Annotated in this window: 15 protein-coding genes, 1 tRNA gene and 3 pseudogenes; 5 read left to right on the top strand and 14 right to left on the bottom strand. The window is 52.8% G+C overall.

Features of this window, described 5'->3' with window-relative positions; translation table 11 throughout:
• Nucleotides 1-4 precede the first annotated feature (4 nt).
• The 5 genes from AC2FLE_RS21085 to AC2FLE_RS21105 form a co-directional block, all read right to left on the bottom strand.
• Nucleotides 5-792, bottom strand: a protein-coding gene (locus AC2FLE_RS21085; protein WP_496699559.1) for an IS5 family transposase whose coding sequence is annotated in 2 segments (ribosomal slippage) — nt 5-456 and nt 456-792 — 789 coding nt in all. Because the reading frame shifts where the segments join, the coding sequence is not laid out codon by codon here.
• Nucleotides 793-852: 60 nt separating this feature from the next.
• A complete protein-coding gene (locus AC2FLE_RS21090; protein WP_496693062.1) occupies nt 853-1,437 on the bottom strand; it encodes a hypothetical protein in 585 nt (194 codons plus the stop codon).
• Between the two features lie 258 nt (nt 1,438-1,695).
• Complete coding sequence (locus tag AC2FLE_RS21095) at nt 1,696-2,475, bottom strand: sulfotransferase family protein (RefSeq protein ID WP_496699561.1); 780 nt, start codon at nt 2,473-2,475, stop codon at nt 1,696-1,698.
• Nucleotides 2,476-2,558: 83 nt separating this feature from the next.
• Nucleotides 2,559-3,380 (bottom strand): hypothetical protein, encoded by an 822-nt coding sequence (locus AC2FLE_RS21100; RefSeq protein ID WP_496699563.1) that lies wholly within the window; start codon nt 3,378-3,380, stop codon nt 2,559-2,561.
• Between the two features lie 81 nt (nt 3,381-3,461).
• Complete coding sequence (locus tag AC2FLE_RS21105) at nt 3,462-5,489, bottom strand: galactosyltransferase-related protein (RefSeq protein ID WP_496699564.1); 2,028 nt, start codon at nt 5,487-5,489, stop codon at nt 3,462-3,464.
• 205 nt (nt 5,490-5,694) lie between these two features.
• Here AC2FLE_RS21105 and AC2FLE_RS21110 point away from each other — a divergent pair, with 205 nt between their 5' ends.
• On the top strand, nt 5,695-5,895 hold the full coding sequence (locus AC2FLE_RS21110) for a hypothetical protein (RefSeq protein WP_496699577.1): 201 nt from the start codon (nt 5,695-5,697) through the stop codon (nt 5,893-5,895).
• A gap of 8 nt (nt 5,896-5,903) precedes the next feature.
• Here AC2FLE_RS21110 and AC2FLE_RS21115 read toward each other — a convergent pair.
• The 4 genes and pseudogenes from AC2FLE_RS21115 to AC2FLE_RS21130 all read right to left on the bottom strand — a co-directional run.
• Nucleotides 5,904-6,029: pseudogene (locus AC2FLE_RS21115) on the bottom strand (IS3 family transposase); the annotation flags it as partial.
• A pseudogene (locus AC2FLE_RS21120) lies at nt 6,025-6,141 on the bottom strand (IS5/IS1182 family transposase); the annotation flags it as partial. The pseudogenes AC2FLE_RS21115 and AC2FLE_RS21120, both read right to left, overlap by 5 nt.
• Before the next feature lie 132 nt (nt 6,142-6,273).
• Nucleotides 6,274-6,357, bottom strand: a pseudogene (locus AC2FLE_RS21125) (IS6 family transposase); the annotation flags it as partial.
• A 143-nt stretch (nt 6,358-6,500) separates the two neighbouring features.
• A tRNA-Thr gene (locus AC2FLE_RS21130) sits at nt 6,501-6,576 on the bottom strand.
• A gap of 176 nt (nt 6,577-6,752) precedes the next feature.
• Here AC2FLE_RS21130 and AC2FLE_RS21135 point away from each other — a divergent pair.
• The 3 genes from AC2FLE_RS21135 to arsJ are packed head-to-tail and all read left to right on the top strand — an operon-like array spanning nt 6,753 to nt 9,837.
• Nucleotides 6,753-7,586: an arsenate reductase/protein-tyrosine-phosphatase family protein gene (locus AC2FLE_RS21135; RefSeq protein ID WP_496699566.1), complete on the top strand. Its 834-nt coding sequence runs from the start codon at nt 6,753-6,755 to the stop codon at nt 7,584-7,586.
• Nucleotides 7,583-8,581, top strand: coding sequence for an ArsJ-associated glyceraldehyde-3-phosphate dehydrogenase (locus AC2FLE_RS21140; protein ID WP_496699568.1), 999 nt, complete (start codon nt 7,583-7,585; stop codon nt 8,579-8,581). The genes AC2FLE_RS21135 and AC2FLE_RS21140 overlap by 4 nt, the downstream gene beginning before the upstream one ends.
• The gene (gene arsJ, locus AC2FLE_RS21145) at nt 8,578-9,837 is read left to right on the top strand and encodes an organoarsenical effux MFS transporter ArsJ (RefSeq protein ID WP_496699570.1); all 1,260 of its coding nucleotides are present in this window, start codon (nt 8,578-8,580) and stop codon (nt 9,835-9,837) included. Before AC2FLE_RS21140 ends, arsJ begins: the two co-directional genes overlap by 4 nt.
• Nucleotides 9,838-10,248: 411 nt before the next feature.
• Here arsJ and AC2FLE_RS21150 read toward each other — a convergent pair whose 3' ends face one another.
• The 5 genes from AC2FLE_RS21150 to AC2FLE_RS21170 all read right to left on the bottom strand — a co-directional run bounded on the left by AC2FLE_RS21150 (nt 10,249) and on the right by AC2FLE_RS21170 (nt 17,065).
• Nucleotides 10,249-12,648 (bottom strand): trimethylamine N-oxide demethylase, encoded by a 2,400-nt coding sequence (locus AC2FLE_RS21150; RefSeq protein ID WP_496699571.1) that lies wholly within the window; start codon nt 12,646-12,648, stop codon nt 10,249-10,251.
• The gene (locus AC2FLE_RS21155) at nt 12,645-13,016 is read right to left on the bottom strand and encodes a cupin domain-containing protein (RefSeq protein ID WP_142640214.1); all 372 of its coding nucleotides are present in this window, start codon (nt 13,014-13,016) and stop codon (nt 12,645-12,647) included. The genes AC2FLE_RS21150 and AC2FLE_RS21155 overlap by 4 nt, the downstream gene beginning before the upstream one ends.
• 1 nt (nt 13,017) lies before the next feature.
• Entirely contained in the window at nt 13,018-15,000 is a 1,983-nt protein-coding gene (locus AC2FLE_RS21160) for an ABC transporter permease (protein WP_496699573.1), read from the bottom strand.
• On the bottom strand, nt 15,000-16,028 hold the full coding sequence (locus AC2FLE_RS21165) for a quaternary amine ABC transporter ATP-binding protein (RefSeq protein ID WP_496699575.1): 1,029 nt from the start codon (nt 16,026-16,028) through the stop codon (nt 15,000-15,002). Before AC2FLE_RS21165 ends, AC2FLE_RS21160 begins: the two co-directional genes overlap by 1 nt.
• Before the next feature lie 83 nt (nt 16,029-16,111).
• Nucleotides 16,112-17,065 (bottom strand): ABC transporter substrate-binding protein, encoded by a 954-nt coding sequence (locus AC2FLE_RS21170; RefSeq protein ID WP_271951752.1) that lies wholly within the window; start codon nt 17,063-17,065, stop codon nt 16,112-16,114.
• Between the two features lie 238 nt (nt 17,066-17,303).
• Here AC2FLE_RS21170 and AC2FLE_RS21175 point away from each other — a divergent pair, with 238 nt between their 5' ends.
• Complete coding sequence (locus AC2FLE_RS21175) at nt 17,304-18,239, top strand: LysR substrate-binding domain-containing protein (RefSeq protein WP_496694612.1); 936 nt, start codon at nt 17,304-17,306, stop codon at nt 18,237-18,239.
• Nucleotides 18,240-18,491: the final 252 nt, after the last annotated feature.

Genomic DNA, 18,491 nt, shown 5'->3' on the forward strand with positions numbered 1-18,491 from the left:
TAGGTCATGTTGACAAATGGCGGATCCAGAGGCGGATCGAAATGATATCTACGAAGCCAAGGAAGCTTTCGGCTGTCTTATCATAGCGGGTTGCCACACGCCGAGCATTCTTCAGTTTGTTGAAGCATCTCTCGACCAGGTTTCTCAGCCGGTAGAGATGCCAATCCAAACCAATGCGCCTCTTTCGGGACTTTCGCATTGGGATCACCGGTCGAATGCTTCGGTTTTGCAGTTCGGCGCGAATACGGTCGGCGTCGTAACCTTTGTCAGCTAGCAGCACGACTGGCTCTGGCAGGTTGTCGTCCATGACCCGATCAAATCCAAGATAGTCCGATGTCTGACCGGGTGTGATGTCAGTTCTCATAGGCAGCCCGGCGGCATTTACCCTGAGGTGGATCTTGGTCGTGAAGCCGCCTTTTGAGCGGCCAAAACCCTGTCGCGGAGTCCCCCTTTTGCGCCCGCTGCCTGATGGTGGGCACGAACCACGGTGCTGTCGACCATTTGAAGGGCATCAGGAACGATCCTGCTCTCGGTCAAGGTTTCCAAAATCTTTTCCCAGAGTCCCGTGAGGGTCCAGCGTCGGAATTGTCGGTAGACACTCGACCACTTCCCAAACTCGTCAGGCAAGTCTCGCCATGGGGCACCAGTACGTGCAATCCAGAAAACGCCATCAAGAACAAGGCGGTGGTTGATCGGTTTGCGTCCGTTCGGGGCACGGACTGCAAGGATGAACCGTTCAAAAAACGCCCACTCCTCGTCCGACATTAGGTTTCTTGCCAAGCTGGCCTCCATCGCAGATACCGGCTTGAATCACGATCAGCGGGCGCTGTGAATCCCTTTTGTCAACACGACCTAAACACCGTAATATTGGGATTCTAAAGGGAACATACTTCTAATATGATTTCGAGATTCGCACCCCAATTTTGGTAGATTCTTGTCGTATGATTCATTCGTACGAACCTCTGAAACTCTGGTACCGATGACCTCGGATAAAAACTTTGCTAGTTCAGCTGCGTTTTCCAAGCGAAAGATGTGGTCTACCATCAACTCCCCGTTCGAACCCGCGGCACGCGCCTCTAGGCTAAGTGGCGAAAGGTTTTCCACCGATATCCAGCTCGGCCCGAGCTCCAACCATTCCTTTCGTATAGCAAGCTTGCCAGTACATACCCACGTTTCAAAATCAAGCGGTGCTGAAGCATCCCAGCCATTTGTGAAGGTGTATCGGCACAAAATATCTGGTTTGAAATATTTCCAATATGACCAGAGCATCTCGATTGGATCACGAACTGTAATTATGAAAGATAACTTTGAAACATCGTGCCTCCGTTCGCACAGATATTGGGCAAGAAATGGACCTGTGATATGAGGATGCAGCGATGGAAGCTGCCCGGCAGTATCAACGGCAATATCCCCAGGGGCAAGGTGAGGGTCGATCATGCGACGGAGACTAGTTGACCCACATCTTGGCTTGGACAACGCGACAAGATTCTTCGACAGCAAAGCTCTCATGATTTACCGGGAAAAATGCTACTAGGTCGATACAATTCCAGTGGCACGCCGACACTCCTAAGTTTCACGATTTTTAGGTACTCTGTAGCAATAGCAGACCGAGCAAGCAAGATTTTGCAATGCTTTGACAATTTCACTGGCAAAGACAAATGGCATCGAGAGAAAGATAACAGAGTACCGAGTGTGTCAACCACGCTCATCCCATCGTGGGTAACCATAGACATCAAAATCACGGGAGAAAAGTTCATTAACCAAATCTACGTGTTCCTTGGCATAAAACCGCTTCAATTTTTCGTCAGCTTTAGTTGGGCTAAATCCGACATCCGCTTGCGTTGGAAATTCGAAATCTGCACCCATTTGGTGTAAGGCGATTTTTGCGTCGTGGGCCATATTCTCGAAACGACCTAGAAAATCAATCTTAACAGTTGGATGCTGCAAAATTTCACACTGCGGTGTCCAGTGTTCATCGTTTGCATAAAACGATCCCTTCCTCTTCGCTTTAATCCATTCCAAGAACGTAAGAAAATTGACCGTATTCGGAGCGTAGATGTAATTTGCAATCCTGGCCCGGAAACCTTTTGGCCTATCGAATCTTTCAAACCTGATAACATCATCGAAAACTAAGTCGAAATAGTCTTTGCTTTTGGGTGAATCTATTCGTCTATTAATGCTATCAAACTTGTTCAAATAGGCCGAAAGTATGCGAGAATATGGATCGCGAACAAATGCTATTTTTTTGACATCTTCGTTACTCAGCACTTCGAAATCTTCTTTGACTGTTCTGTCAAGAAAGTGAAACCCCGATTTCTCTCTATTGTGCGCTATGTCCTTTCGATTAAAGTCTTCATGCCCCATTAGCCTTCGAAGAACAATTTTCCAATTCGTGCATGCAACTTTCGGCACATAGCCAAAAGCAATTTTTTTACTTTCCAAGTAAATAAAATTCTCATGGATTCTCAAGCTCATCTTTCATCCTTCCTCTTGACCCTTAACATTACATGAGCCGATTGATAGAAAAAAACTCTGATACAAATAGATCCCCACAATTTTCAGGTACCATTATTCTGACGCCTCCTCCTTCTCTGCACCCTTCGAAGGTCTACCCAATAGGAGAAACGCCAAGGTGAACACAGTGCTACATGCCACCATTTCGTGGACTCTTGTAGGATTTTGCGTTCATATTCTTTACTTCTATACCGCCTTGGTAAATAAAAGTAGATATCGCGTGAGGCGCTTGTCAAATTTAATGAATTCCTCGATACAAAACTTTCCAAACGGTTAATTTCTCTTATATTCATTTCGACTATTGACGGGTGCACATAATCCACAACGCGTGAATGTGGGCATTCTGCAAAGCAATCTTCAACTTGGGTGGACGAATTTTTTGCGAATACAACGGTGCTCTGCAGCGCATCCCAATCGCTGAAATTTTCATTCCAGATTGCGGGTCGAATAGGATCGAAAAGGTAAAAATCCTCAACCAAGAATAGAACTGCCCAAAAGCTTGGCCATGAAATCATCAAACTTTCAGTCAATTGAAATGAATTTGGTTGAGGTGAAAAAATGACAAAGTCGGCGTATTCTGTTATGGTTTCTACACTTCTCTGAGCTTCGTATAGTGAGTCTGCTGGAACTCCAGCAGTTACATGAATTACTCGATGTGCGGGCTCAAACTCGCCTTGTTGGGAAATCACTTCGTTCAGTTGATCAAATGTTGTGATCGCAACATTAGCGAAACCTGCCTTTTGGTAAGCCACAGACCAGTCAGCAGGCTTGTATCCTTCGATAATTACAACTGAAGTCATGCCGTTATTGGGGCACATCGACTTTACCTGCCCGAGGGCAATGTCTCTTACTTCTGCATCACTCATTTGGAAACCATGGCTGGAGAAAGCACTGCTCGGATTCTGAATCTGGCTGCCTTGGGAAAGTATTGCGCGCGCCTGGTTGGGTCAAAAATCCACTCCTGAAATCTCAAGCCTTTGGTCTAACGAAAAATAATTGGCCACTTCAGTGAATGAGCTCCAACCACTGCCTAACAGTATAGGGGCGCGAGCGAGCAATAGCATGTCTGCAAGACCGTAAATTAGTTGATCCTCTGACCGGCTGAAGTCGGTTCTAGGAAGCCATACCGCATTGTCAGAATATTTCGCAACGAAAGCCTCATATGCCTCAGAGTTGTCTGAAGCAAGGAAAATACGGAGGCTACTGGTGTCTATTAAGAGAGAGTCTAGTCGCTTGAAAAAGTACCCATAGTGAGATCTGCCTCGGGCCCGCCTTGCGTCTTCTTCTTCAGACTTTGTCCAATTCCCGGGAACGTCTTCGGCCTGACCTTTCGATGTACCCCCGTTCATACGGATATGAACGGAGATATCATTTGGATTCCTCACGGAATCTATAAGCTCTTGAACTGGATTGGTTGGCTTCAAGGCGCGGAGAAATTCCCGTTCTCGTTCTATCGTAGAACGATCATCTAATATTCGATATGCTGATTTCACCAAGACATCTTGTGCTTTGTTAATATTCGGTTTCGATAGAAAGGACTCTCTGATCGATTTGTCCATCAAATCCAGCTTCAGCGCGCTCTCAAAATTTTCTTTTGAATCGCTTTCAACAGCTCCATCGAATTCGAACAGGCTAGAAAAGTCACAGTCACAGTGCTCATCCCGAATCCAGCGTATGACAAGTTCGCGCGAGGTCAATTCAGCGTAGGCTGCAGCCGATCCTATTGCCCTCAAACGGTTTCCCAAACCGTGTTGAGCATCGATGATTAGCTTATGCCGAGTGTTAATGTGTTTCTGAGGCTTCGGCAGGGACACTAGGTCATCAGCGTTAGATGAAACAGACCAAATTGCTTCGCTGAGATTCAAGGTCGCAAATACATTGTCTACGGTCGGCAACGGCGCCGTAATTACCGAGGAACCCAGCCTAGTTTCCAGGGCTTGAATTGCGGCTTCTGCCCGCTCAGTTCGTGATCCAATGAGGGATGGATTTACGCCGAAAGGCTGGCTTCGCCTTACTGTCGTCATCCCACTGCCTTCTGTCAACAGATTGAAACTGGACATAGGAGTGGATGTGTCCCAAGGCGACGCCGATGTCGTGAGCATCTTGTTTAAGCATATCCAGAATGCGGGAAGAGTCTCAATCTCATCCCATGCACACAAAAACTCCTTCTGGGAAGGTGCAATACGTCCGATATCCTCATGATCGATATGGCGGATTGTTTGTGATGCTACATCTTGCCTTGGAACGCCCGATTGCGTGAGGCGTTCATAAAGATCATCGTCATCCCAACCGTACGTAACAATCCGTTCGTTGAAACCGTTGACGGCAAGTAGTTGATCTCGACCAACGGCAAAAAGCCCGTTCACATGTGATTGTCCTTCGGCTGCGGATTTCCAGTTTCCTGCAATCAAGAGTCCTTCGGCTAAATCGTTTTCTTCGAAAAATGTCGAGCTGAGCAACACATCGCTGTCTACTTTAAGAATTATTGACCTGGAGGTCGCTCGAAACCCAAGGTTGTAAGCGTGCGAAAGTATCCAACTCCCTTCGTCTTCAACTCTTACTATTCGCATCCTCGAATCTTCAATGCCGGCGTCTCTCAACGTGACAGAAACCGGATACGTAGAAGACCAATCAACTATGACAACTTCGTCGACTTCATCATGGGCTAGCCAAGTCGGAATCGTTTCAGTTAAATGTGCGTTTCTATTCATGCAGCATGTAACCAATGAAACACCCTTTTGAACGTCGCAGTTGGTCACAAATCCTTTGTTAGAAGATGCCACTCTTGGCAGTTCATTTCGTAGTTTGGGGCGCTGAAGTAGTCCGACAAAAGTCGATGCAATATCCTCTCTGGACTTAGAATTCCTTTTTGACAGTTGAGTGCGAACCATACTTTGAAAGACAGCTCTTGCGTCTGACGGTTTATCCTTTAGAGACGCCTGAAGAGTATCCAATTTTATTTTTGAAGTATTCATTTCGCTTTCCGCGCATAGTCCAACATAAATTCGCACTGAATGTCATTTATTGGTATTTTGACATTATGTAAATTTTGTAGCTGCCCCGACTGCGGATCTTGCAAACTAACCCACAACCCCGAAGCTCTTGCTGGCACCTATCGAACTCTAGCGAGCTTTACAATACACCTGCAAGACTATGTTTGGTTCTGTCAGGCTTTGTTGCATGGATCATGACTTAGGCGAGTTTACCCATTACTCCATCACTTCAGATGACGCGCTCATACATCGCACGACCGAGACCTGTCATGCGGTTGAGCGCCTTTGCCGCTACTTTCGTTTCGGCGATTTGACGGCCAAAATCACGCGCTTGCAGGCCATCACCTATAACCTGTTTCCATCTGCCGATTTGAGCTTCAACCTGTGATCGCTGGTTGATCCCGGTTCGATGTATGCCGTCCTGGCGCCGACAGCGGCAATCCAGTCCCGAACGGCCCGTGCAACAAACTCAGGGCCGTTGTCTGAACGGATATAGGAAGGTGTGCCTCGCAGGATGAACAAGGCGGTGGTTGATCGGTTTGCGTCCGTTCGGGGCACGGACTGCAAGGATGAACCGTTCAAAAAACGCCCACTCCTCGTCCGACATTAGGTTTCTTGCCAAGCTGGCCTCCATCGCAGATACCGGCTTGAATCACGATCAGCGGGCGCTGTGAATCCCTTTTGTCAACACGACCTAAGTCGTTGATTTCTTTGGGCAGGTCCACTCCTGCACGGCTCACCACTTTTTACATAACACCAAGGCGTTACGCAGGATCAGATTGAAGCGAACGTATAGCCACACCGCATGTGCGATGATCTGCCGAGGAGAGCCGTGGCGATTGTAGCTGATCGGCGATGGCTTCTTCGATGTCACCTTCGTCCAATTACGGGTGTGAGAATCCAAATGGCAAGTTGACGGGACAAAACCCTTCGAACTGCAGAAATCACTCTACGTTCGAGGGTTTGCGATTTCTGCCGACCTCTGAAAGTAAATGGTGCCTCAAGAGGGACTCGAACCCCCGACCTTGTCCTTACGAAGGACCTGCTCTACCAGCTGAGCTATTGAGGCAAGCGAGGCTCGTTTAAACCCTCATGCGGGTGCTTGCAAGCGGTGAAACCCCGGGTTTTCTGACCTCAGAAACACCTGTTTCCGCATTTCGTTATCACCGCTCATAGAGGGTCCGGTTCGCACTGGAGAACGTAACCGGGTTGACTTCAACCGTATAATTCCATAATTCATGAAATATGGATATTAAAGCAACAGAACAACTGGCGACTTTGGGTCACCCGCAACGGCTTTCAGTGTTTCGCATGTTGATGCGGCGCTTTCCTGACGCTGTCCCGGCCGGAGAGCTTGCCTTGGGGCTGGGGATAAAGCCCAACACATTATCGAACTATCTGAACGCGTTGCGACAGGCGGGGCTAGTCCGGCAGAATCGGTCTGGTACCTCTTTGCTCTACTCGATCGAGATGCAGAATGTGCAGCAGATGCTGGATTACCTACTGAACGATTGCTGCCGCGGACGCCCCGAAATCTGTATCCCGTCAGGCTGGGAAAGCGACAGATCAGCGGACCGAAAATATAACGTTCTTTTCCTGTGCGTCGGCAATTCCGCCCGTTCGATATTTGCTGAATCTATCCTTCGCGCGCTGGCGGGTGAGCGTTTCAACGCATATTCTGCGGGAACGCAGCCTTCATCCGGGCTCAACCCTATAGCGGTGCAGGTCCTTAAGGACAAAGGGCATGATGTTTCGGCTCTGCGCTCGAAACATATGTCAGAATTTGCCACCTCTGACGTGCCCGAGATGGATTTTGTCTTTACCGTCTGCAATCAGGCCGCGAATGAGGAATGCCCGGCATGGGATGGCCAGCCGATCAGCGGTCACTGGGGCGTGGTCGACCCGGTCATGGCGACAGGCACGAAGGCTGAAAAAAGCCTGGCCTTCCAGAACGCCTATGGTTCGCTCAGGCGCAGGATCGAGGCCTTTACCTCGCTGCCGGTCGAAAGCCTCGACCGGATCGCGTTGCAATCTGCTGTCGACGATATTGCCAGAACATCTGACGAGGACATGACATGACAACCTACGCCGTGAATGGCCTTGGCCGGATGGGCAAGCTGGCCCTGAAACCACTATTGGAGAAAGGCGCAAAGATTGCCTGGATCAACGACGGGATCGGTGATCCAGAAATGCACGCGCATTTGCTGGAATTCGACACGGTTCATGGCCGCTGGGAAGCAGATTTTGACTATGACAAAGACAGCGTCGCCATAGAGGGTATGCGCTTGCCGTTTGTCGGTACCCGCGACCTGAACGCGCTGCCACTGGACGGGGTCGACGTGGTGATTGACTGCACCGGCGCCTTCAAAACCGAGACCAAGCTGGCGCCATATTTTGATGCAGGCGTCAGGAAGGTTGTCGTCTCGGCACCGGTCAAGGATGGCCCGACCGCCAATATCGTGATGGGCGTGAACGAAGGTACATATGATCCGAGCGCGCATCACATCGTGACGGCTGCGTCCTGCACCACCAACTGCCTGGCGCCGGTGGTCAAGGTGATCCACGAAAATCTGGGCATTCGGCACGGGTCGATGACCACGATCCATGATGTGACGAATACGCAGACCATCGTGGACCGACCCGCCAAAGACCTGCGCCGCGCGCGCTCGGCCCTGAATTCGCTGATCCCAACCACCACCGGCTCGGCCACGGCAATCACCCTGATCTACCCCGAGCTGACAGGCCGGTTGAACGGCCACGCGGTCCGGGTGCCGTTGCTGAATGCCTCGCTGACCGATTGCGTGTTCGAAGTGGAGCGGGAAACAACCATCGAAGAGGTCAACGCGTTTTTCAAAGAAGCCGCCGATGGAGATTTGAAGGGTATTCTGGGCTATGAGACCCGCCCTCTGGTCTCGACAGACTATACCAATGACCAGCGCTCCTCGATCATCGATGCTCCGTCGACCATGGTGGTGAACGGCACCCAGGTAAAGATCTACGCCTGGTATGACAATGAGATGGGATACGCGCACCGTCTGGTCGACGTCGCACTCATGGTCGGAGCCGCGCTGTGACCCAGCGGCCCGAAGGTTTGTCGGCCTATATCGCGGTCACGGCAGCCTATTGGGCATTCATGCTGACCGACGGCGCGCTTCGTATGCTGGTGCTGCTGCATTTTCATACGATGGGCTTCTCTCCGGTCCAGCTGGCTTATCTGTTTGTACTGTATGAAATCGCCGGCATCGGCACCAATCTGGCGGCGGGCTGGATTGCGGCTCGGTTCGGGTTGACCTCGACGCTCTATGCGGGGCTTGGCCTGCAGGTGGGGGCGTTGCTGTTGCTGACACAACTAGACCCTAATTGGGCAATTCCTGCCAAAGTGGCCTTTGTCATGATCGTTCAGGGTGCCAGCGGCGTGGCCAAGGATCTGGCCAAGATGTCTTCGAAATCCGCCGTGAAACTGCTGGCCCCGACCGAGGATGGCGGCCTGTTTCGCTGGGTTGCCCTGCTGACCGGGTCCAAGAACGCGGTCAAAGGGCTGGGCTTTTTGCTGGGTGCAGGTCTGCTGGCCACGTTTGGCTTTAACTGGGCGGTGCTGGCCATGGCTATGGTGCTGGGCGTCATCATGATCGCGGTCGTTCTATTCATGCCGCCGGGCCTGCCCAAAGGGCGTAAAGGCGCAAAATTCTCTGAGGTTTTTTCGAAATCCCCCAATATCAACTGGCTGTGCCTGTCCCGCCTGTTTCTGTTTGGCGCGCGCGATGTGTGGTTTGTGGTCGGGATTCCGATCTATTTCTATGCGGTGCTTTCCGACGGGTCCGAAACCGGGAACCGAGCGGCCTTTTTCATGATCGGGACATTCATGGCGGCCTGGATCATCCTATACGGCGCAGTTCAGGCCAGCGCCCCGAAGATCCTGCGCGCCTCTGACCGGTCCGAGCCCCAATTGATCCGCGCCGCGCGCGATTGGGCCGTAGCCCTGTTCTGCGTGCCTGCCGCCCTGACCGTCGCTGTGGCCTTATCCTCGGGGCCCGCCACTTGGCTGACCATTACGCTGGTGATCGGCTTGCTGATCTTTGGAGTGATCTTTGCCGTGAACTCCTCGCTGCACTCCTATCTGATCCTGTCCTTTTCTCAGGCCGAGCGGGTCACGATGGATGTCGGTTTCTATTACATGGCCAACGCGGCCGGCCGATTGCTGGGCACAGTGCTGTCTGGCCTCACTTACCAGATCGGTGGTTTGGCAATGGTTCTGGGAACAGCCGCAACAATGGTCGCTCTGTCCGCGATGGCCTCGGACAGGATGCAGGACCGTTTGGCGGTGGGTTAGCATTCTCACCAAGCTTGCTCGCGAATGCGGCATGGACTTCATAATTTTTGCGGATGAATTCTGTGACAGGACAAGTGGAATTAGCCCCTACATGTTACGCTATCCGGTAGAAACGCTTTGTTGGCGATGCCGCAGGGCATTTCAGCGGATCCAATTTGTTGTTTCAAAATCTCAGTGACACACTCGGGAAGCGCGCAAAGCCACGCGTTCGAAAGCTCACTGAAGCAAAAGACTATTTTGATTGGTACCCAAGCAATAAGGCTTGCAGTGGTTCGTGGCCGACCGCTCAGCCTTAACAATCCGATATCACTGCCCAGAGGCATTTGACCTGGAATGCCACCACTCGAATTGCATGAGGTCCGAGCAGCAGCATTCCTTGGTCGGGTAGAAGTTAATGTCACACCACCGTCGCTATTCTGCAGCGTTCGGAACCGTCGCTTCTGCGTACATTCCCTTCACACGTTCCTTTGTTGGATCGAAATGCGGGAATGGCACGATCTTGGCTTTCAACCGCTTTTGTTGGCCGTCCAGCTGCCCGATTTCGATGTCCGCTCCAACGATGGCATGGGTAACCGAAATCCGACCCAAAGCGATGACCTTGCCGAGGATGGGTGATTTCATCGCGCTGGTAATCTCTCCGACCTGCGCTTTCCCAACGCGCACGCAGTCACCGGGTGAGGGGACCGTACCCCCTTCGATCTCAAATCCAACCAGTTTGCGGTGTGGGTGGACCTTGCGCTCCTCTATCGCCGCCCGCCCGATGAAGTCGTCGGTCTTTGATTTCAGCGGCACAGTAAAGCCGATGCCGGCCTCGAACGGATCGGTCTGATCGTCGAATTCCGACCCGGCAAAGATCAGACCGCCCTCGATCCGCAACATGTCCAATGCGGCCAGGCCCAGAGGCGCAATGCCATACTCTTGGCCCACCTCCCAGACACGATCAAAGATTTCGACGGCATCCTTGGGATGGCAGAAGATTTCATACCCAAGCTCTCCGGAATAGCCGGTCCGAGAAATTACAACAGAAGTCCCCTGCACATCACCAACCCGCGCGACCGAAAGCCGGAACCACGGCAGTTCGTCGATCGTTGGTTGCTGAGGCGGTGTCCAGAATATCTTGGAAAGTATGTCGCGGCTATGCCGCCCCTGAACTGCAATGTTGTGCAACTGGTCCGTAGAGTTGCGCACCCAGACATTCATATTGCGTTTGAGCGCCTGTTCCTGCAGCCACAACCCGCTGGTGTCATTCCCACCGATCCAGCGGAAGTTCGTCTCACCCAACCGGTAGACGGTGCCATCGTCGATCATACCGCCGTGCTCATAGCACATGGCCGTATAAACGACCTGACCAACGCTCAGTTTTTTCATGTTGCGGGTCACGCAAAGCTGCATCAGTTCTTCGGCGTCAGGTCCCACGACTTCGTATTTGCGCAGCGGGCTGAGGTCCATGACAGCAACCTTGTCCCGGCAAGCCCAATACTCGGCAATCGCGCCATGATTGGTCATCGTGTTGGGCAGCCAATAGCCATTGTATTCGACGAAATCACGGGTGTGCCGTGCAAAGCAGTCGTGAAATGCTGTTTTCTTAGTTTCTTCCACATCCGCCTCCGCAGATTTTCTATAGCCATAGGACCGCTTGAAATCCTCGGTCGCCTTATAGGTTCGCACTTGAATGTCTGTTGGATTCCAGCCATTTGCCGGGTCTATATCGCAGGGACAGCCGGTGCTGACGCAAACCAGATCGGTCAGGGCGCGCAGCAGGACGAAGTCACCGGGTCGCGACCACGGATCGTCCATGCCAATGGCGTTGGTGTCATCCAGCATCGTGTTGAAAAAGAAGTTGATCGCTGGCCAGCCACCGCGCGGCTTGATGCCATATTGGTCCAGATCCTTGTTGATATTGTCCGAACAATTCACATGGCCGGGATAGCCAAGGTCTTCGTAATATCGCGCCGTACAGGCCAGACCGAACGTGTCATGGCGCCCACAGGTATCTTGAACGATTTCGATCAGAGGCTCTTGATCTACTGACCAGTACTTTGAGAAAATCCCGGGTTGAGGATACAAGCTGCCCATCAGGCTGCGTGTTGTTGTCGGGTCGATTTCACGCTCGATCCCCTGATCCAGTGCGCGGCGGCTGAATGCCTGAAAATCGGAACACTCTCGGCCACGAATATCGACGATCTGGATGAATTCACCGGCCTTCACTTCATATGAGTGCGCATTTCCCGGCTGAATATTGAAATCCTTAAGCGGATCGGCCAGCGGATCGGGCGGTCCGACATCGGGCTTTTCCAATCCGGGCGCTGAGCGCTGGATGTACAAGATGATATCCGTAGGAGGGTTGTTGTCCTCGGGGCGCATAGCCTTGCCTGGTGCAGCGACAATCAAAAGACCATCGCTTTCTGCCACGAAATGCACCATGTCGCCGGGGCGTGACCCGTCAGCGAATGCCCGGATTGCGTCGCCTTTTCCGATGTCGAAGCCCGCGATTTCCAATGCACGCAGAACTTTTTTGCCAGATGCTGATCCATTTGCGAGGGTTGCGATCAAACCTTCGGGCCGTCCATGCCCCTGTGTGCCCAGCATGGCTGCATCGGAGCTTCGGTCAGGGGAAAAGAAGACCATCTCAGCCGGTTGCATCCCATCGCGGTCCAGCAGCGTGATGGAATCGCCCTTGGACACCGGTACCGCGCGCGACCCCATTCCGGGGATTGGGTGGCGTTCCGTTCCCTGCGGCAGGATCGGAAGGCCGGGGGCCAGAACCCCGCTGCGTTCGAATGGAACTTCGAAGACCGGCTTCACATTCATAGTGTGTTTTCCTGAATGGCTTCGGTTGCACCGCGATGGGTGACCACCAAGAGGCATCCCGCCTCGGTTCGCGAATAGTGGCTGAACCCGGCAGCAAGGCTGACAAAATCGCCGCTGCGATATCGAAACCCGTCGTGGTCGGTCAGATCGCCCTCAAGCACAAAAAACTCTTCCGGCCCGTAATGGACATGAGGGTTCGAACGTGTGCCTGGCGCCATCTTCATCAGATAGCTGCCTTGTCCGGTTTCTTCATCGAAACTGATATTCTTCCACCAGACCTGCGCATCGGGCAGGCCGTCCATCCGCATCCGGACAAATCCGGGGTCATCGAAGCGGATAACGGTGCGTGCGCTCTGCTGTTGTGCCATCTTAGTCGAGCCCCAACCGCTTTTTGCGCTGATCAGCCCAACTGCTGATCGCCATGTCGAAGGTAAGCGCCATCAGCGAGACATTCATGCCGAGCACAAAGTTCTTGCCCAGTTCGGTACCTGCCAGAGTTCGTTGAAGTTCCTGCCCCAGATCCTGCGTTCCAATGAAGGCCGCGATAATGACCATGAAGAAGGCGAACATGATGGCTTGATTAAACCCGACCGCCATAGTTGGCAGCGCCAGAGGGAACTGAACCGACATAAGTTTTTGCCGGCGGGTCGAGCCGGACATATCTGCTGCCTCGGTCATTTCCGGCGGCACGTTGCTGAGGCCAATAATAGTGTACCGGATCAGCGGGACGGCGGCGAAGATCAGAATCGAGAACACAACCGCGACATCATTGACCCCGAACAACATGATCGCAGGGATCAAGTAAATGAAGCTGGGGAAGGTTTGCGCAGTGTCGCAAGCCAGCAAAATGCTCTTGGACCAACGCGCGGACCGTGCTGCGACAACGCCCAGGGGGATACCGATCATGGTTGCCAACGCAACGGCCGAGATCACGGTATACAAAGTGATAACCGACCGATCCCACCAGCCCGAGAACGCGACAATCGTAAAGAAGACTGCTGCGTAGATGCCGGGCTTTCGGCCACCAACCCAATAAGCAAAGGAAACAACCAGCAGGATGAACGCGGGAGTTGGAATGGCGAGTAGCGTATTCCGGAATGGAATCAGAACCTTGACGTTCAGAAACCAGCGCAACCATTCGGTTGTCCCTTTGATCATGTCGATGGCCAGGAACGACTTGATAACCACGTCGATTTCCTTGCCCTGGCTTAGATGCTGCTTGCGGCCAATTTCGGCCAGGATCGGGAAGACCTGAGACAACAGAGTGAACCCAACAAACAGACCCAGTGCGACCAGCGAAATCTGGTGGCGCTTCCACCACGGGGTGCCGCGTTCGAAGTGCACTGGCTGTTTGACGACCCAGGCCTTTGACATCCGATCCAACGTGACAGCCAGAAGGACGATGGTTACGCCAATCTCGAAAGAACGGCCCAGCTTGAAACTACCCATCATCGCCAGCAGTTTCGCGCCAAGACCGGGCATTCCGATAAACGCGGTCAGAACCACCATTGCCAGACACAGCATGATAACCTGATTGACGCCAACCAGAACTTCAGTGCGCGCAGCCGGCACGTAAACATGGCGTAGCATCTGCCATTTGGTACATCCAGACATCTGGCCTGCTTCGATCACTTCGGGGCTGACTTTCTTCAGACCCAACGTGGTCATCAGGATCATCGGCGGGATGGCAAAGGTAATCGTTGCAACAGCCCCAGCTGTCGGTCCGACCTTAAAAAAGATCACTGCTGGCAAGAGATACGTAAAGAAGGGCAGGGTTTGCAGCACGGACAGCATGGGTTTCAGCATCCGCTCGAACCAGCGGTATTTCCAGGCGGCGATGCCCAGTATCAAGCCCAAAAGAAACGCCAGCGGTGCGGCAACCACGATGACAGACATCGTCTGCATGGCGATCTTCCACTGCCCGATCGCGGCCGTCCAGATGAAGGTTCCCGCGCCCAATGCGGCCAGACGCCAACCACCTACGGCGTAGCCGACGACGGCTGCCACTGCGGCGATTGCGGACCATGGGATCGGGCCTAGATTGGGCCAACGGCGCTTGCCTTCCAGAAGGTTCGCTGACGTATCCAGCAGGAACTCAAGCGGACCTTCGGCGATAAATCGTGTGACATAGATCAGGCCAAGATCATTTTGGATAAAGTAGAAGACTGCATCCAGAACCTGCGCCGTCGGCGGAATCGCGGCTTCGGGGATGCGGTTTAGCCATTCGGGCAGAACTCCGGCAGCTTTGGCAACGATCAGCACGAAGGCGGCGGCCAGCAGTGTAGTCAGGACTCTGGCTTTTCCCCAAGTCCCGTCTGAAGTGTCCGGTACTTCGGTGGACAGCGCCGCCATCATTCAGCTCCAAGCAGAACATTCAATGCGGCGTCACGTTCCAAAACACCGGTGATAACGCCTTTGTCATCCGCCACCGGCAAAAGAATGCGGTTATCGTTGACAAGAACTCGCGCCAGCTCGTGAATGGTTGATCCACCATTGATTGGTGCGCCCTCCAAGGCATGACCGTTCACAGGTTTTGCCAGGCCTTTGGCATGTACGACCCGGGCTTTGTCGACATCTTCGGTAAACTTGGCCACGTACTCGGTGGCAGGGTTCATCACAATCTTGTCGGGGGTGTCACATTGTTCGACCGCGCCGTTGCGCATGATTGCAATCCGGTCTGCCAGACGTAGCGCTTCGTCAAAATCATGCGTGATGAAAACGATGGTTTTGCCTAGCATCTCTTGCAATCGCAGGAATTCATCCTGCATTTCGCGGCGGATCAGTGGATCAAGCGCCGAGAATGGCTCGTCCAGAAACCAGATATCGGGTTCAATGGCGAGCGACCGGGCGATTCCCACTCTTTGCTGTTGGCCGCCGCTCAATTCCCGTGGGAAGTACTCTTCCCGACCTTCAAGGCCCACCAACTTGATGACTTCCAGCGCGCGTTCGCGCCGATCATGACGATCTTGTCCGCGCATTTCCAACGGAAAGGCCACGTTGTCCAAAACCGTGCGATGTGGTAGCAGTCCGAAAGACTGAAACACCATGCCCATCTTGTTTCGGCGCAATTCAATCAGATCGCGCTCGCTCAGGCTCATGATGTCCTGACCTTCAACCTCAATCGTTCCGCCTGTAATGTCGTGCAGGCGCGAAAAGCAACGTACCAGCGTCGACTTGCCTGACCCTGACAAACCCATGATGACCAGCATTTCGCCACGGCCAACCTCAATCGAGACATCCTTGACACCGGCGATATAACCATCTGCACGGATTTCATCAAAACCGCGGCCAGCGGGCATGGACTTCAGGTAGCTCTCTGGCGAGGGCCCAAACAGTTTCCATACATTTTTGGCTGAGATGACAGGCGCTGTGGCGGACATGGCTGCCTAACTTTCTTGTTGAGCGCGGCCTTGCATCGATCAGATGGTCAAGGCCGCGCCAGTTTCGGTGGATGTAGCCGGGATTATGAGCTGCAGGAACTGATCCAAGGATCGACGACAGCGCGGTTGGCGTCCAGCCATTCTTCGGCGGCTTCTTCCGGTTCAAGCTCATCAGTATCGACCAGCTTCGCCATCTCGGCAATCTGCGGATTGGTGAAAGAAATCTCTGTCAGGGCGCAATACGCGGCCGGCCATTTGTCTTTCATACCATCCCATGCTGCCTTTTTCAGGTAACCTTTGGCGGGGTTGCCGCAATCATACAACGCATTCGGGTTAGGACCCTTGGCTGGGTCTTTGTCGCATCCGTCTTCCCATGCTGGGAACTCAACGAACTCACCAGGCCAGACGGCTTCGGCAAAGTTTGGCGTCCAGTTAAAAACCAGTACCGGCGTTTTGTCGGCCTCAGCCGCGCCAATCTCGGCCCAAAGGGCTGCGGCGGAACCCGCATTGATCACGGTAAAGTTCAGATCAAGTGCTTCGGCGCGTTCTTTACCATGCTTCAACCAGTCAACTGGACCATCCAGATACCGACCCTTGTCGCCGGTTTCGGCTGTCGCGAACAGGTGTGCGCAGTCGTTCAATGCATTCCAATCTGGCAGGCCCGGGCAGGATTCCTTGGTCCACATGGGATACCACCAATCCTCACGTGTAACGGCGTCATGATCGCCTGCGTCATGCAGGCCACCTTTTTCCAATGCCGCCCTGTAGGACGCGCCAAACGCGCCTTCCCAGACTTCCATCTCCAACGCCACATCGCCCAGGCGCACCGATTCATAGACCGCCTGGCTGTCGGTGGTGACGTATTCGACGTTGTTGCCCATCTCTTCAAAGATCAGGCCGACAACGTTCGACATCACGATCTGGCTGGACCAATTGTGAATTGGGATCACGATCGGGTCGCTGCTGTCTTCTGCAGTCGCCCCTGTTCCCGCTACTGCTGCCAAAGTTGCAGCAGAAAGGAGGTTTGTAAGTTTCATGTTTGCTCCCTGAGTGATGTTCATTTTTAGGTTGTGGACTCTTCCGGCCCCGAATTTGTGCATTCTGCGCAGAATCGCCCCAGACGCAGAACAGAAATTTGAGGGTCTTTGACCATAAATTCTTGAGGCTAACACGACTTTTTGCTATCTTAACAATTAGTTGCCTGATCGATTGCCAGCAGATGAGGCCAAATGTTTTTCGATCGCTATAACGTCCAGTTCGGGAATCCGCTCTGAAATGCCAAAGAAAACTTCAGTCACAGGGAAAGTCCTTCCGCCGCTCGACTATTTGTTGGCGTTTGAAGCTGCCGCAAAGGCGCAGAGCTTTGCGCAGGCCAGTAAGGTTCTGAACATCTCTGAAACGGCGATCAGCCGCAAAGTGCGGTTGCTAGAGCAACACTATGATGTGCCGTTGTTTGTGCGAGGGCACCGTTCTGTTTCGCTTACCCAACAAGGGGCCATCCTGCTGGCAACCGTGGAGAAGTCGCTGGACCTGATGCGGGATGTCAGCCGGGATATGCTGGCCAAACATCAGGCCAACACGGTATCGATCTCCGCCACCAACTCTGTTGCTTCTCTTTGGCTGATGCCGCAACTTCGCAAGTTCAACAAATCAAATGGCCGCATCCGTATTTCGCTGGTCTCTTCTGACAGCGACGCAGAGTGCCTGTCGGATTCGATGGACTTGACGATCCTGCGTGGAGATGGCGATTGGCCGGGATACGAGGCACAGCTTTTGTTCGGAGAAACCGTATTTCCGGTCTGCAGCCCAGAGTATCTCAAGAGCAACCCCAAAGCGGCAGATATATCTGCGCTGCCGGAACTGGACCTTATTGAAGTGGCCAGTGGCCATGCAGAGTGGATGACATGGCGCACTTGGTTCAGCGGCAATGGAGTATCGACGTCCTCGATGGAACAGGCAGTGGAGTTCAATACCTATCCGTTGTCAGTGCAAGCAGCTGTCGATGGACTGGGAATTGCATTGGGTTGGGCCCATCTTGTTGATCCTTTGCTTGAAAGCGGCACTTTGGTCAGACCGGTTCTGGGCGCATCAGTGCGAACACAGTCCGGATACTACCTGTTAAAAAGGCCTCTTCACAAAGCTTTCCCAGAGCAGCGCATCGTTGAAGATTGGTTGCTTGGTCTCAGCGCGGGTCGGAAAAGATACGCCTGATTGCTGTGGCCAGCCTCTGTTTCCTTATGATGAATCCAGTAGCACCTCCAGGGAGTGTTAAACTCGCATATTGACCCTAGGGAATAAATATTTACTTTAAAGAAAAATATATGCGAATCTGGTTCGGCTCTTTGCCGTTCTGGTTGGAACACTATTGGCCTATTTTATGCAGGGAGACCGAAACCCAATGAGCTATAAATCTGACATCGAAATTGCGCGTGAGGCGAAGAAGAAGCCGATTCAGGAGATTGG

The organism is Ruegeria sp. CDSA077 (genome assembly GCF_059612265.1).

Coding starts and splice junctions, on each gene's coding strand:
- AC2FLE_RS21105 (WP_496699564.1), bottom strand. CDS start 5,489: ATGAATACTTCAAAAATAAAATTGGATACTCTTCAGGCGTCTCTAAAG.
- AC2FLE_RS21110 (WP_496699577.1), top strand. CDS start 5,695: ATGGATCATGACTTAGGCGAGTTTACCCATTACTCCATCACTTCAGAT.
- AC2FLE_RS21175 (WP_496694612.1), top strand. CDS start 17,304: ATGCCAAAGAAAACTTCAGTCACAGGGAAAGTCCTTCCGCCGCTCGAC.
- AC2FLE_RS21160 (WP_496699573.1), bottom strand. CDS start 15,000: ATGGCGGCGCTGTCCACCGAAGTACCGGACACTTCAGACGGGACTTGG.
- AC2FLE_RS21095 (WP_496699561.1), bottom strand. CDS start 2,475: ATGAGCTTGAGAATCCATGAGAATTTTATTTACTTGGAAAGTAAAAAA.
- AC2FLE_RS21155 (WP_142640214.1), bottom strand. CDS start 13,016: ATGGCACAACAGCAGAGCGCACGCACCGTTATCCGCTTCGATGACCCC.
- AC2FLE_RS21135 (WP_496699566.1), top strand. CDS start 6,753: ATGGATATTAAAGCAACAGAACAACTGGCGACTTTGGGTCACCCGCAA.
- AC2FLE_RS21140 (WP_496699568.1), top strand. CDS start 7,583: ATGACAACCTACGCCGTGAATGGCCTTGGCCGGATGGGCAAGCTGGCC.
- AC2FLE_RS21100 (WP_496699563.1), bottom strand. CDS start 3,380: ATGAGTGATGCAGAAGTAAGAGACATTGCCCTCGGGCAGGTAAAGTCG.
- AC2FLE_RS21165 (WP_496699575.1), bottom strand. CDS start 16,028: ATGTCCGCCACAGCGCCTGTCATCTCAGCCAAAAATGTATGGAAACTG.
- AC2FLE_RS21090 (WP_496693062.1), bottom strand. CDS start 1,437: ATGATCGACCCTCACCTTGCCCCTGGGGATATTGCCGTTGATACTGCC.
- AC2FLE_RS21170 (WP_271951752.1), bottom strand. CDS start 17,065: ATGAAACTTACAAACCTCCTTTCTGCTGCAACTTTGGCAGCAGTAGCG.
- AC2FLE_RS21150 (WP_496699571.1), bottom strand. CDS start 12,648: ATGAATGTGAAGCCGGTCTTCGAAGTTCCATTCGAACGCAGCGGGGTT.